Origin of the sequence: Roseovarius sp. BRH_c41, from assembly GCF_000961715.1 — a bacterium.
In the GTDB taxonomy this organism is placed as follows: Bacteria; Pseudomonadota; Alphaproteobacteria; order Rhodobacterales; family Rhodobacteraceae; genus Roseovarius.
In genome coordinates this window covers 86719-100018 of sequence record NZ_LADY01000025.1, presented here as the reverse complement: position 1 = coordinate 100018, position 13300 = coordinate 86719, and the positions used below count along the sequence as shown (strand labels likewise).

At 64.2% G+C, this 13300-nt stretch carries 13 protein-coding genes; 7 read left to right on the top strand and 6 right to left on the bottom strand.

All coding sequences use genetic code 11. From position 1 onward, the window contains the following. Positions 1–69: 69 nt before the first annotated feature. The 6 genes from rseP to pyrH are packed head-to-tail and all read right to left on the bottom strand — an operon-like array spanning position 70 to position 5461. A complete protein-coding gene (gene rseP / locus VR71_RS08385; RefSeq protein ID WP_045682920.1) occupies positions 70–1419 on the bottom strand; it encodes an RIP metalloprotease RseP in 1350 nt (449 codons plus the stop codon). A gap of 3 nt (positions 1420–1422) precedes the next feature. Then, the gene (dxr, locus tag VR71_RS08380) at positions 1423–2601 is read right to left on the bottom strand and encodes a 1-deoxy-D-xylulose-5-phosphate reductoisomerase (protein WP_045682918.1); all 1179 of its coding nucleotides are present in this window, start codon (positions 2599–2601) and stop codon (positions 1423–1425) included. Further along, on the bottom strand, positions 2598–3377 hold the full coding sequence (locus VR71_RS08375) for a phosphatidate cytidylyltransferase (protein ID WP_045682916.1): 780 nt from the start codon (positions 3375–3377) through the stop codon (positions 2598–2600). Before VR71_RS08375 ends, dxr begins: the two co-directional genes overlap by 4 nt. Next, positions 3374–4099 carry an isoprenyl transferase gene (locus VR71_RS08370; RefSeq protein WP_040651715.1) on the bottom strand — a complete coding sequence of 242 codons (726 nt, stop codon included), beginning with the start codon at positions 4097–4099 and terminating at the stop codon, positions 3374–3376. Before VR71_RS08370 ends, VR71_RS08375 begins: the two co-directional genes overlap by 4 nt. Positions 4100–4116: 17 nt before the next feature. Beyond that, entirely contained in the window at positions 4117–4680 is a 564-nt protein-coding gene (frr, locus tag VR71_RS08365; RefSeq protein WP_009819345.1) for a ribosome recycling factor, read from the bottom strand. Between the two features lie 49 nt (positions 4681–4729). Continuing rightward, entirely contained in the window at positions 4730–5461 is a 732-nt protein-coding gene (pyrH, locus tag VR71_RS08360) for a UMP kinase (protein WP_217623018.1), read from the bottom strand. A 135-nt stretch (positions 5462–5596) separates the two neighbouring features. Between pyrH and miaA the strand changes: the two genes are divergently transcribed. The 7 genes from miaA to VR71_RS08325 all read left to right on the top strand — a co-directional run bounded on the left by miaA (position 5597) and on the right by VR71_RS08325 (position 13272). After that, a complete protein-coding gene (miaA, locus tag VR71_RS08355) occupies positions 5597–6484 on the top strand; it encodes a tRNA (adenosine(37)-N6)-dimethylallyltransferase MiaA (RefSeq protein WP_045682914.1) in 888 nt (295 codons plus the stop codon). Between the two features lie 137 nt (positions 6485–6621). Next, positions 6622–7476, top strand: coding sequence for a xanthine dehydrogenase family protein subunit M (locus VR71_RS08350; protein ID WP_045682912.1), 855 nt, complete (start codon positions 6622–6624; stop codon positions 7474–7476). Between the two features lie 13 nt (positions 7477–7489). Further along, positions 7490–7984, top strand: coding sequence for a (2Fe-2S)-binding protein (locus VR71_RS08345; protein ID WP_045682910.1), 495 nt, complete (start codon positions 7490–7492; stop codon positions 7982–7984). Beyond that, positions 7981–10398 carry an aerobic carbon-monoxide dehydrogenase large subunit gene (locus tag VR71_RS08340; RefSeq protein WP_045682909.1) on the top strand — a complete coding sequence of 806 codons (2418 nt, stop codon included), beginning with the start codon at positions 7981–7983 and terminating at the stop codon, positions 10396–10398. The genes VR71_RS08345 and VR71_RS08340 overlap by 4 nt, the downstream gene beginning before the upstream one ends. Before the next feature lie 69 nt (positions 10399–10467). Next, entirely contained in the window at positions 10468–11346 is an 879-nt protein-coding gene (locus VR71_RS08335; protein WP_045682907.1) for a MoxR family ATPase, read from the top strand. Beyond that, positions 11343–12518 carry a VWA domain-containing protein gene (locus tag VR71_RS08330; RefSeq protein ID WP_045682905.1) on the top strand — a complete coding sequence of 392 codons (1176 nt, stop codon included), beginning with the start codon at positions 11343–11345 and terminating at the stop codon, positions 12516–12518. Before VR71_RS08335 ends, VR71_RS08330 begins: the two co-directional genes overlap by 4 nt. Then, positions 12478–13272: an XdhC family protein gene (locus tag VR71_RS08325; protein WP_367118644.1), complete on the top strand. Its 795-nt coding sequence runs from the start codon at positions 12478–12480 to the stop codon at positions 13270–13272. Before VR71_RS08330 ends, VR71_RS08325 begins: the two co-directional genes overlap by 41 nt. Positions 13273–13300 lie beyond the last annotated feature (28 nt).

Genomic DNA, 13300 nt, shown 5'->3' with positions numbered 1-13300 from the left:
TTGGATTTGGCCGCGATCTCCAAAGCGCGGACTCAAGGCGCGGCATGCGCCACAGAGCAGCGCCGTCCCTCACGGGCAGAAGATATCGTTGAACAAGGCGAACAGCATCAACGACAGAACCAGCGTCAAGCCTATGGTCATCAGCACCCGCAGCGCGCGCTCACTCGGTGGACGGCCCGACACGGCCTCATAGGCATAAAACACCAGATGCCCCCCATCCAGCACCGGCACCGGAAAGAGATTGAGCAAACCCACAGCCGTTGACAGCACCGCAATGAACCAGACGAAACTCTCCGGCCCTTGGCTCGCCATCGCCCCCGAAACCTGCGCTATGCCAATCGGCCCGGACATGTTGCAACTGCTGATCGCCCCGGTGATCATGTGATAGAGACCCGAAAGCGAGCTCTGGATGATCTCGCCGGTCTGCCCCACCGCATTGCCGACGGCCTCGACCGGACCCAACCGTTCGGTTGCCGGCTCGAACGCCATGCCGCCCGCGATGCCAATGCGCCATTCGGTGCGAAACCCGCCCTCGGGCTGCGGCTCGTCCACCCGGCGCGGTGTGATGTTGACCTCATAGGTCTCGCCCCCCGCGCGCCACAGCGTCAGCGCCAGAGGCGCGCCATTCGATCCCTCAACCACATCCTTGAGCTCTTCAAAGGCCATAACCGGTGTGCCATTGATCGCCGTGATCACATCGCCCGGCTGCAAATCTGCATCGAACGCCGCTGATTGCGGGGCGAGACCGCTGATCAATGGCGGCATAAGCTGCGGCCCCGCCGCAGTAACCCGGCTCCCCGCGCGCTCGACCTCATAGCGCAAGAGCGCTTGCCGCGGCAGCGCGTCAATCAGATCGTCATAGACTTCGCCCGCCGCCACATCAGGCAGGCTTTGCCCCTCAATGCTCAGCACCCTGTCACCCGGCTCCAGCGTGATGCCTTCCACCGGCAAGGGTTTCAGCGCACCGACTGTCAAAGGATCAGCGGTCTTGCCGCCGCTCATCATCACGGCGCTGAAAATCAGGATCGACAGGATGAAATTGAACACCGGCCCCGCCGCGACCGTGGCCGTGCGCGCCCAGAGCGGCGCCCCGTGCATGGTCTGGCGCAGGCGCTCCGGCGGCAGCGCCGCCATTGCGGCGCCATCCTTGCCGCTCGCAGCATCGGCATCGCCCAAAAACTTGACAAAGCCGCCAAACGGCAGCGCGGCCAGTTGCCAGCGCGTGCCATGTTTGTCGGTGCGCGCGAAAAGCACCGGGCCAAACCCAAGCGAGAACACCTCGGCTTTGATCCCGGACCAGCGGCCGACGATGTAATGACCATATTCATGCACCGCCACAATCACCGAGAGCGCGACAACAAAGGCCAGTATCGTCAGGAAAACATTACCGAATTGCGGCAGAAAGGTCAGAATATCCAAGCTTTATCCTTGCGTTGTTCGCGTCAACACGACCTGATCGGCCTGCGTCCTTGCCAGATGGTCCATATGGGCCACCACATCAAGGGTCATCTCGGAATTCCGTGCCTCTGGCGAATGGCCGAGTGCGTTCAGCACCTCTTCGACCACCATGTTCATATCGGTAAACCGGATGCGCCCCGCGATGAAATGATCCAGCGCCCGTTCCTTGGCCGCGTTGAAAATCGCACCCGATAGACCGCGCGCCTCCATCACCTCGCGCGCGAGGCGCAGCGCGGGATAGCGCTCGGGGTCAGGCGGGCGGAATTCAAGCGTGCCGATGGCCGCCAGATCCAGCACCTCGACCGGCAAAGCTTGCCGTTGCGGCCAGTTCAGCGCGTAGCCGATCGCATGGCGCATATCCGGTGGCCCCACATGTGCCATCAGCGCCCCATCGCAGAACCCCACCAGCGCATGCACCAAGGACTGCGGATGGATCAGCACCTCGATCTGCTTGGGGGTAAAGCCAAAGAACTCCCGCGCCTCGATCATCTCCATCGCCTTGTTGAACATCGAGGCGGAATCAATGGTGATCCGCTGCCCCATCGCCCAATTCGGATGCGATGAGGCCTCGGCCACGGTGGCACTCGCCAGTCGCTCCAGCGGCCAATCGCGGAACGCCCCACCAGAGGCGGTAATGATTACCCGGCTCACGGCGGCAGAATCCTCACCCACCAGCGCCTGAAAGATCGCCGAATGCTCGCTGTCCACCGGCAGGATGGTGGCGCGGTTGGCGCGCGCGGTGCGCATCATCAACGCCCCCGCCGTGACCAGCGACTCCTTGTTGGCCAAGGCCAGCGTCGCGCCCTGCTCCAACGCCGCCAGACCGGGGGCAAGCCCAGCCGCGCCGACAATCGCCGACATCACCCATTGCGCCGGCCGGCGAGCGGCCTCGAGCAAGGCTGCCGTGCCCGCCGCCGCCTCGACATTGCTGCCCTTCAATGCCTCACGCAGCGATACGAGCAGATCGTCATGCGCCGTCACCGCCACATCCGCCCCAAGCGCTATGGCATCGCGGGCCAGCCTGTCGATCTTGCGCCCTCCGGTGAGCGCCACGACGTCATAGGCTCCCGGTGACCGCTTGATCAGATCAATCGTGTTTTGCCCGACAGAGCCGGTTGCCCCCAAAATGGAAATGCGTTTCATGCCACCCCCGGCAAGAGGCCCACGGCCCACAAGATGACACCAACCAGCGCGGCACCCAGCATCGCGTCAAACCGGTCCAACACGCCGCCATGACCGGGAATGAGGTTCGAGCTGTCCTTGACCCCGCGCAGGCGCTTGACCGCACTTTCGGCAATATCGCCCATCTGCCCGGCAAAGCTCACCAGAACCGACAACGGCACCAGCGCCAGCCCCGCCCCGGTCGGTGCCGCAAAGATCAATCCAACGCCCGCCGCACCAATCCAACCGGCAATCGTGCCCGACCATGTCTTTTTGGGGCTGTAGCGCGGCCAGAACTTGGGCCCGCCCAACGAGCGCCCCGCAAAATAGCCCGCGACATCAGAGATCACGACCACCGCCACCAGCCACAACACCCAAATCAAACCAGCCTCGGCACGCAGCGTGCCCATGGCGTAACAGCCCAAGAGCGACCAGATCGCCAGTGCGAGAAACGGCCCGCGTTCCCGCTCGACCGACCTCGACGCGACCACCACCGCCGCCAAGAGGATCGGCAACACCATGATCCCCGGCAACCAAAGCGCCAAGGCCACCGCCACAGCCGCCAGAACGCCAGACCGCAACGCATCGGGGGCCGCAAACATCCGCGCCGCCTCCCAGATCATCGCCCCAGCGAGCACACAGACCAGCGCCGCAAAGGGAACCCCGCCAAGCCAGATTTCAACCGCACCGACAACAATCAGCACGATGCCCGACATCAGACGCGGCCAGAGATCGGTCCAGCGTGCCGCCCCGCTCATGCAGGTGCAGCCCCGAACCGACGATCCCGCGACCCGTATTGTGACAGCAAGCGGGCAAAAACATCCGGGGTGAAATCCGGCCAGAGCGTGTCGATGAACTCATATTCCGCATAGGCCGATTGCCAGAGCAGGAAATTGGAAATCCGCGCCTCGCCAGAGGTGCGGATCACCAGATCGGGATCGGGCAATACGTAAGTATCCAGATAGCGCGGCAGCGTTTCCTCATTGACGTCCTCCGGGCGCAGCCGTCCCTCGGCCACGTCAATCGCCAGGCGCTTGGTGGCGCGCGACACCTCGTCCCGCCCCCCGTAATTGAGCGCGATGGTCAGATTGGTGCCGGTGCAATGCGCGGTCATCGCCTCGGCCTCATCCATCAGATTGCGCAGCTTGGCATCCAGCCGGGGGCGATCACCGATAAACCGCACCTGCACATTCTCGCGCACAAACTCCTGCATTTCCTTCATGATATAGCGGCGAAAGAGACTCATCAGCCCCGCCACCTCGGTCTGTGTCCGCTTCCAGTTTTCCGTGGAAAAAGCAAATATGGTCAGGTACTTGACGCCCAACCCGGGGCAGGACTGCACGATCTCGCGCACCCGCCGCGCGCCGGCGTGATGACCGAACAGGCGCGGTCGCCCGCGCTTTTGCGCCCAGCGGCCATTGCCGTCCATGATGATCGCCACATGGCGCGGCCCCTCGGTCGGGGATGATTTTCCTGCCATGGGCGCGACTTTCGGCATCAGACCTGCATGATCTCCGCTTGTTTGCCGTCCAGAACCTCGTCCACATGCTTGATAAAGCGGTCGGTCAGGCTCTGCACTTCACCTTCCCAGAATTTTTGATCGTCCTCGGACATGCCGTCGGCCTTGGCCTTCTTGATTTGATCCATACCGTCGCGGCGCACATTGCGCACAGCGACGCGGGCATGTTCGGCATATTGCGCGGCAACCTTGGTCAGCTCTTTGCGGCGCTGCTCGTTCAATTCCGGGATCGGCAGCATGATGATCGTGCCGTTGAGCTGCGGATTGATCCCCAGCCCACTCTCGCGGATGGCCTTTTCGACCTTGCCGACCAGACCCTTGTCCCAGACGTTGATCGTGACCATGCGCGGCTCCGGCACGTTGACCGTGCCCACCTGATTGATCGGGGTCTTCTGGCCATAGGCATCGACCATGATCGGCTCCAGCATCGAGGCTGAGGCGCGCCCTGTCCGCAGGGACGCAAATTCGGTCTTGAGCGCGCTCATCGCGCCTTCCATCCGGCGTTCCAGATCGCCCGTGTCGATTTCGATATCTTCCGCCATGTCGTCTTGGTCCTTCTTCCGGCTCTTGTCCTGTCAGCCTTGTTTTGCCTCAACCGTGGACGGTTGTATAGGTGCCCTCACCGGCCAGAATGCCCTTGAACCCGCCCGGTTCGTCAAGAGAGAACACGATAATAGGCAAGTTATTATCCCGCGCCAGCGCAATCGCAGAGGCGTCCATCACGGCCAGATGCTGGGCCAGCACCTCATCATAGGTCACGCGATTATAGCGTTTGGCGTCCGCATACTTGATCGGGTCTTTGTCATAGACACCATCCACCTTGGTTCCCTTGAAGATCGCCTCGCAGGCCATTTCATTGGCGCGCAGCGTCGCCGCCGTATCGGTGGTGAAATAGGGGTTTCCGGTGCCCGCCGCAAAGATACAGACGCGCTTTTTCTCCAGATGCCGCACCGCGCGGCGACGAATATAGGGCTCTGCCACCTCGTCCATACGAATGGCGGAAATCACCCGGCAGAACACACCGATTTTTTCCAGCGCCGATTGCATCGCCAGCGCGTTCATCACCGTGGCCAGCATTCCCATGTAATCGGCGGTCGTGCGCTCCATCCCCTGCGCGCTGCCTTGCAACCCGCGAAAGATGTTGCCGCCCCCGATCACCATACAGATCTCGACTCCCAGATCATGCACGATCTTGACCTCGCGCGCGATCCGCTCGACGGTCGGCGGATGCAGCCCATAGCCCAGATCCCCCATCAGCGCCTCCCCGGAAATCTTGAGCATCACGCGGCTGAATTTGGCTCGGTCCGGGCTGGTCATGGGCATTCTCCGCTGCGTCAGGGTAATCGCGCGCAAAATGTCGCAAATGCCGCCCATGTGCAATCGCTGATCACCCCGTTTCGCGGGGAAAAGGCGGCAAACCGCCTCGCCAAACCGAGCAATTGACGCTAACCCGGTCGCATGAGCCTGCCCGTTGACATCCCCCCTGACCGCCCCGTTCTGATCGCCGGCCCCACCGCCAGCGGCAAATCGGCGCTCGCGATGCACATCGCCCGCACCCAAGGCGGCGTGATCGTCAATGCCGATGCTCTGCAAGTCTATGAAAACTGGCGCATTCTCAGCGCCCGCCCCAGCGTGGCGGATGAGGCGGCCGTTCCCCACTGCCTCTATGGCCACGTCGGGCCGCGCGCCCCCTATTCCACCGGCCACTGGCTGCGCGACGTGGCGGCCATTCTGCAGACGCCCGCGCGCCCCATCATCATCGGCGGCACCGGCCTCTATTTCACGGCCCTGACCGAAGGCTTGGCCGATATCCCCACACCCCCCGCCTCAATCCGCGCCGAGGCGGATCACCTGCTGGCAACCGAAGGGCTATCCACGCTTCTCGACGCGCTCGACCCCCTAACCCGTTCCCGGATCGACACCCGCAACCCCATGCGCGTGCAGCGCGCCTGGGAGGTGCAGCGCGCCACGGGCCGGGGATTGGCCGCGTGGCAGGATGACACGCCGCCCCCGCTTCTGCCGCTCGACGCCTGCACGCCGCTCTTGATCACCGCCGACAAGGAGTGGCTCACCGCCCGCATCGCCCGCCGCTTTGACATGATGCTGGCGGCTGGCGCGCTTGATGAAGCGCGCGCCAACCTCCCCCTCTGGGACCCCACCCTGCCCTCGATGAAGGCCATCGGTGCGCCCGAACTCGTCGCCCATCTGCGCGGCGAAATGACCCTCGATCAGGCCCGCGAGGCCGCGACCATCGCCACGCGACAATATGCCAAGCGCCAACGCACCTGGTTCCGCGCCCGCATGCGCGCCTGGCACCCCATCGCGGTGGAAACGCTAACCGCCTGACGCATTCGCATTTCGTGCAGCTATTTCGCATCTCGTGCAGCGCACCGCGATTTTCAGGACATGTGAGGCGACAAATCGCCTCTCCCCTCGCCAAATCCGCCCAAGGCCATCCGGCCCCGTCTTTGGGAGGAGACCACATGATTCCAGCCGCATTCGACTATCACCGCCCCGGTGATCTTCCCGCCGCCTTGGCCCTCTTGCAGGAGCATGGCGACGACGCCCGTGTGATTGCGGGCGGTCATAGCCTCATTCCGATGATGAAGCTGCGCATGGCCGAGGTGCCGCATCTCATCGACTTGCAAGCCATCGAGGCACTGCGCGGCATTACCATAGATGGCAGCCGCATCACCTTGGGTGCGATGGTCACGCAGGCGGACCTCATCGCCCACGCCGGTCTCACCACCTACGCCCCCATCCTGCGCGAGGCAGCACTTCAGATTGCCGACCCACAGGTGCGCGCCATGGGCACCGTCGGCGGCAATGTCGCCAATGGCGATCCCGGCAACGACATGCCCGGCCTCATGCAATGCCTGAACGCCACCTTCCACGTCACCGGCCCGGCGGGCAGCCGCACCATCGCCGCGCGTGATTTCTATGAGAGCGCCTATCTCACAGCCCGGGAAGATGACGAGATCCTGACAGCCGTCAGCTTTGACGCCCCGAACGGCGGGCAAGCCTATGAAAAGCAAAAGCGCAAGATCGGCGACTACGCCACCGCCGCCGCCGCCGTGATCCTGACCCGCGACGGCGATCACTGCACCGCCGCCTCCATCGCCATGACCAACCTCTCCGACACGCCCATCTGGGCCGAGGCCGCAGGCGACGCCCTCATCGGCACCGACTGCAACGAGGATGCCGTCATCGCCGCAATCACCGCCATGCAGGACGCCATCGACCCGTCAGAGGATAATCGTGGCCCTGTCGCCTTCAAACGCCACGCGGCGGGCATTGTCCTTGCCCGCGCCATCGCCCGCGCTTGGTCGCGCGCCTGAGGGAGAGAAAACCATGTCCAAGAAAATGCAGATCACCCTCACCGTCAACGGCACCCGGCATGAAGTGCTGGCAGAGCCGCGCGAACTCCTGATCCACGTCCTGCGCGAACGCCTCAACATCACCGGGCCCCACATTGGCTGCGAAACCTCGCATTGCGGGGCCTGCACGGTGATCATGGGCGACCGCTCGGTCAAATCCTGCACCGTCTTTGCCGCTCAGGCCGATGGCGCGACCATCACCACCATCGAGGGGCTGGGAACCCCCGGCGCGCTGCACCCGCTGCAAGAGGCGTTCCGCGAACATCACGGGCTGCAATGCGGCTTTTGCACCCCAGGCATGATCACCCGCGCCGCACAACTGCTCAAGGAAAACCCCGATCCGACCGAAGAAGAGGTGCGCTTTGGCATGGCCGGCAATCTCTGCCGCTGCACCGGCTACCAGAACATCGTCAAGGCCGTGCTCGCCGCCGCGAGCGACATCAACACCGCCAAGGAGGCCGCGCAATGAACGACCTGACGCCAGACCGCGACGACCGCACCGCGAAACTCAAGGGCATCGGCTGCGCCCGCAAACGCGTCGAGGATGCACGCTTTACCCAAGGCAAGGGCAATTACGTCGATGACATCAAGCTGCCCGGCATGCTCTTTGGCGATTTCGTCCGCTCGCCCTACGCCCATGCCCGCGTCACCTCCATTGACACCTCCGCCGCCATGGCGCTTGACGGCGTGATAGCGGTGCTGACCGCCAAGGATCTCGAACCGCTCGGTCTGCACTGGATGCCCACGCTCGCGGGCGACAAACAGATGGTGCTGGCTGATGGCAAGGTGCTCTTTCAGGGGCAAGAGGTGGCCTTTGTCGTCGCCCGCGACCGCTATGTGGCCGCCGATGCCGTGGAACTGGTCGAAGTAGAGTATGAGGAACTCCCCGTCATCACCGACCCGTTCGTGTCGCTCAACTCCGACACCGTCCTGCGCGAGGATCTCGCCCCCGGAGCGGACGGCGCACACGGCCCCCGCCGCCATCCCAACCACATCTTTCTCTGGGAACAGGGCGACAGGACAGCCACCGAAGACGTGATCGCTTCTGCCGATGTGGTGGCCGAGGAGATGATCTATTACCACCGCACCCACCCCTGCCCGCTCGAAACCTGCGGCTGCGTCGCCTCCATGGACAAGCTCAATGGCAAGCTGACCGTCTACGGCACCTTTCAGGCCCCGCATGTGGTGCGCACCGTGGCCTCGCTGCTCTCAGGGATAGACGAACACAACATCCGCGTCGTGTCGCCTGACATCGGCGGCGGCTTTGGCAATAAGGTGGGCGTCTATCCCGGTTACGTCTGCTCTATCGTCGCCAGCATCGTCACCGGCGTGCCGGTGAAATGGGTCGAGGACCGGATGGAGAACCTGATGGCCACCGCATTCGCCCGCGACTACTGGATGCAGGGCAAGATCGCGGCCACCAAAGAGGGCAAGATCACCGGCCTCTGGTGCCATGTTACCGCCGATCACGGCGCGTTCGACGCCTGTGCCGATCCCACCAAATTCCCGGCTGGGTTCTTTCACATCTGCACCGGCAGCTATGACATCCCGGTGGCCTATGTCGGCGTCGATGGCGTCTACACCAACAAGGCCCCCGGCGGCGTCGCCTATCGCTGCTCCTTCCGCGTGACCGAGGCCGCCTATTTCATCGAACGAATGATCGAGATATTGGCGATTGAGCTGAACATGGACGCGGCAGAGCTGCGTCGCATCAATTTCATCCGCGCCGATCAATTCCCCTATCACTCGGCGCTTGGCTGGGAATACGATTCTGGCGACTATCACACCGCATGGGACAAGGCGCTGAAGGCCGTCGATTACGCCGGTCTGCGCGCTGAACAGGCCGACCGCGTCGCGGCCTTCAAACGCGGCGAAACCCGCAAATTGATCGGCATCGGCCTGACGCATTTTACTGAGATCGTCGGCGCAGGCCCGGTCAAGAATTGCGACATCCTCGGCATGGGCATGTTCGACAGTTGCGAGATTCGCATCCACCCCACCGGATCGGCCATCGCCCGCCTTGGCACCATCTCTCAGGGTCAGGGCCACGCCACCACCTTTGCCCAGATCCTCGCCTCTGAGATTGGCATCCCCGCAGACAAGATCACGGTCGAGGAAGGCGATACCGACACCGCCCCCTACGGCCTTGGCACCTATGGCAGCCGCTCAACCCCCGTCGCGGGGGCCGCCACCGCGCTTGCCGGGCGCAAAATCCGCGCCAAGGCGCAGATGATCGCGGCCTATCTCTTGGAAGTCCATGACGATGACGTCGAATTCGACATCGACCGCTTTGCCGTCAAAGGCGCGCCGGAACGGTTCAAGACCATGGCCGAGATCGCTTATGCCGCCTATCATCAGGCCATTCCCGGCATAGAGCCGGGGCTGGAGGCGGTCAGCTATTACGACCCGCCCAACATGACCTATCCGTTCGGGGCCTACATCTGCGTGATGGAGATCGACGTGGACACCGGCGAGACGCAAATCCGCCAGTTCTACGCACTCGACGATTGCGGCACCCGCATCAACCCGATGGTGATCGAGGGGCAGGTTCACGGCGGCCTGACCGAAGCGCTCGCCATCGCGATGGGACAGGAAATCGCCTATGACGAGATGGGTAATGTCAAAACCGGCACGCTGATGGATTTCTTCATCCCCACCGCGTGGGAAACGCCGCATTACACCACCGATCACACCGAAACCCCGTCGCCGCATCACCCCATCGGTGCCAAGGGCGTGGGCGAAAGCCCGAATGTCGGCGGTGTCCCGGCCTTTTCCAACGCGGTGCACGACGCCCTGCGCCCCTTTGGTCTGCGCCACACCCAGATGCCGCATGACCATTGGCGCATCTGGCGCGCCGCCCATGAGCTTGGGCTGCATGGCTAAGGACGGACGGGGGGCGCTACCCCCCCGGCCCCCCGGAGTATTTTCAGCAAGTTGAAGGAGCGGGACAGCATGGCGGACTGGCGCGATTTGCAGGCAGGCATGGCGGATCACGGCTATATCGCCGGTGACGATCTGACCATGGCGCTGCATATCGCGCTCTCGCTCGGGCGGCCCCTGCTGCTCGAAGGGGCGGCAGGCGTGGGCAAGACCGAAGTGGCGCGCGTGCTTGCGGCGCTCAAATCCGCGCGCCTGATCCGCCTGCAATGCTACGAAGGGCTCGACGCGGCACAGGCCATCTACGAATGGAACTACCCGCGCCAATTGCTCGCCATCCGCGCCGCCGCCGAAGGGGGCGAGACCGGCGCAGGCGTCGAGGCGCGGATATTCTCGGATGAGTATCTGCTGGAACGACCCCTTTTGCAGGCGATAAGACAGGCAGAACCACCGGTTCTGCTGATTGACGAGATCGACCGCGCCGATGAGGAATTCGAGGCCTATCTTCTTGAAATCCTGTCCGATTTCCAGATCACCATCCCCGAGATGGGCACCATCACCGCCACGGCGCGGCCCATGGTGATCCTGACCGCCAATGGCACCCGCGACCTCTCGGACGCGCTGCGCAGGCGCTGCATTTATGCGCATGTCGACTACCCAGACCGGGCCGCAGAGCTTGCAATACTGCAAAGCCGTTGCCCCGAGATCGACCAGAATCTGACCCGCCAGATCGTCGGTTTCGTGCAGGCGATCCGCCGCGAAGACCTGGAAAAGACCCCCGGCATTGCCGAAACCCTCGATTTCGCCGCCGCCCTCGCCGGGCTCGGCATCAACGATCTGACCCATGATCCGGTGATCTTGCAAGCCGCCCTTGCCACGCTGCTCAAGACCCAAACCGACCGCGCCAATATCACCACCGAAGTGGCGCAGCGCCTCGCAGGTCAGGCCGCATGAGCCGCGCCACCCGCTTTGCCGCCCGCGATCCGGGACCATCTGCGCGCGTCGCAGGCTTCATATCCCACCTGCGCGACAACGGCTTGCGCCTGGGCGTGGGCGAGACACAAACAGCCCTCACCGCCCTCACGCATATCAACGCGACCAACCCCGACGAGACGCGCCGCGCCCTCAAATCGGTCTGCGCCAGCACCGCCGATGAGGTGGCGCAGTTCGACGCGCTGTTTGACAGCTATTGGCTGAACGCCGGCCGGGTGCGCGAAAAATTCAGCCAAAGCGACCGCAAGGGTGCACTGCACACCCGCAACTCCCGCAATCCGGATGGTGAGGACAGCACCGCGCGCGGCCAAATCCACGCCCCCGACGATGGCGCAGGCTCTGCCCATGGCGACGGCACCGGCACCCTCATCGCCAGCCGCACCGCCAGCCTGATGCACCACGACATGCGCAAACTGGTCAGCTCGCAGGACATTGCCGAGGCCGAAACCATCGCCCGCCGCCTTGCGCAATCGCTCGCTTACAGGCGGTCCCGCCGCCGCGCCGCCCACCGCGGCGATCAAATCCACTTTCGCCGCCTCATCCGCGCCAGCCTCTCAACAGGGGGCGAGCCACTCTCGCTCCCACGCAAGAAACGCCCCGACAGACAGATGCGAATCGTCGCCCTCTGCGATGTCTCGGGCTCGATGACGATCTATGCGCGGGTGTTTCTCGCCTTTCTCACCGGCCTCATTCGCGCCGATGACGCGACGGATGCCTGGCTCTTTCACACCCGCCTTGTGCGCATCTCGGACGCGCTGCGCGACCCTGACCCGCTGCGCGCCCTCAACCGCCTGTCGCTCTTGGCGGATGGCTTTGGCGGCGGCTCGAAAATCGGCGCATCCCTCGCGCAATTCGCCCGTGGCCCGGCGCGCCATTGCGTCAATTCCCGCACGGTCGTGGTGATCCTCTCGGATGGCTATGACACCGACCCGCCCGAGGCCCTGACCGAGGCGCTCACCCGCCTGCGCAAACGGGGTGGTCGCATCATCTGGCTCAACCCCTTGAAAGGCTGGAAGGATTACGCCCCCGTGACCGCCGCCATGGCCGCCGCCCTGCCGCATCTCGATTTTTTCGCAGCCGCCACGACGCTCAATGATCTGGCCGCCCTTGGCCCCCAACTGGTGCGTCTCTGACATGGAAACCGACACGCTTGATCTCGCTACCCGCCGCCTTGCAGAGGCGCGCGAACCCTATGCCATCGCCACGGTGATCCGCACCGTGGGTGCCACTGCCGCCAAGCCCGGCGCGCGGGCGCTGATCCTTGCCGATGGCACGATCTCTGAGGGTTGGATCGGCGGCGGTTGCGTGCGCGGCGCGATTGCCCGCGCCGCCCGAACCGCCATCGCCGAAGGCGCCCCGCGCCTGATCTCGATCCAGCCCGACGAGGATCTGACCGCGCAGGGCCTCGCCCCCGGCCAGACCCATCAGGGCCGCGACATCGCCCGCAACGGCTGCCCCAGCAAGGGCGCGATGGAGATTTTCGTCGAACCTGTCCTGCCCCGCCCCGAACTGGTGATCTTGGGCGCTTCGCCGGTGGCCCTCGCCTTGGCGACCCTCGCCCAGCCCTTCGGCTTTGACATCACCACAGAGCCAAGCCCCCAGCCCGCCGCCACCCGCGCCCGCATGGTGGTTATCGCCACCCAGGGCGCGGGCGATCTCGACGCGCTGCGCACGGCGCTGGCCTCTGAGGCCGACTATATCGGCTTTGTCGCCAGCCGCCGCAAATTCGCCACCCTCGCGGCGCGGCTTGACGCCACCCCGGAGGCGCTCGCGCGTATCCAGTCCCCAGCGGGCCTTGCGATCAACGCTGTCACCCCCGAGGAAATCGCGCTCTCAATTCTGGCCCAGATCGTCCAGCACCGCCGCCAGGGCCAGCGCCAGAGCTGAAATCCCCCGTTTAAATCAAGGAGACCCC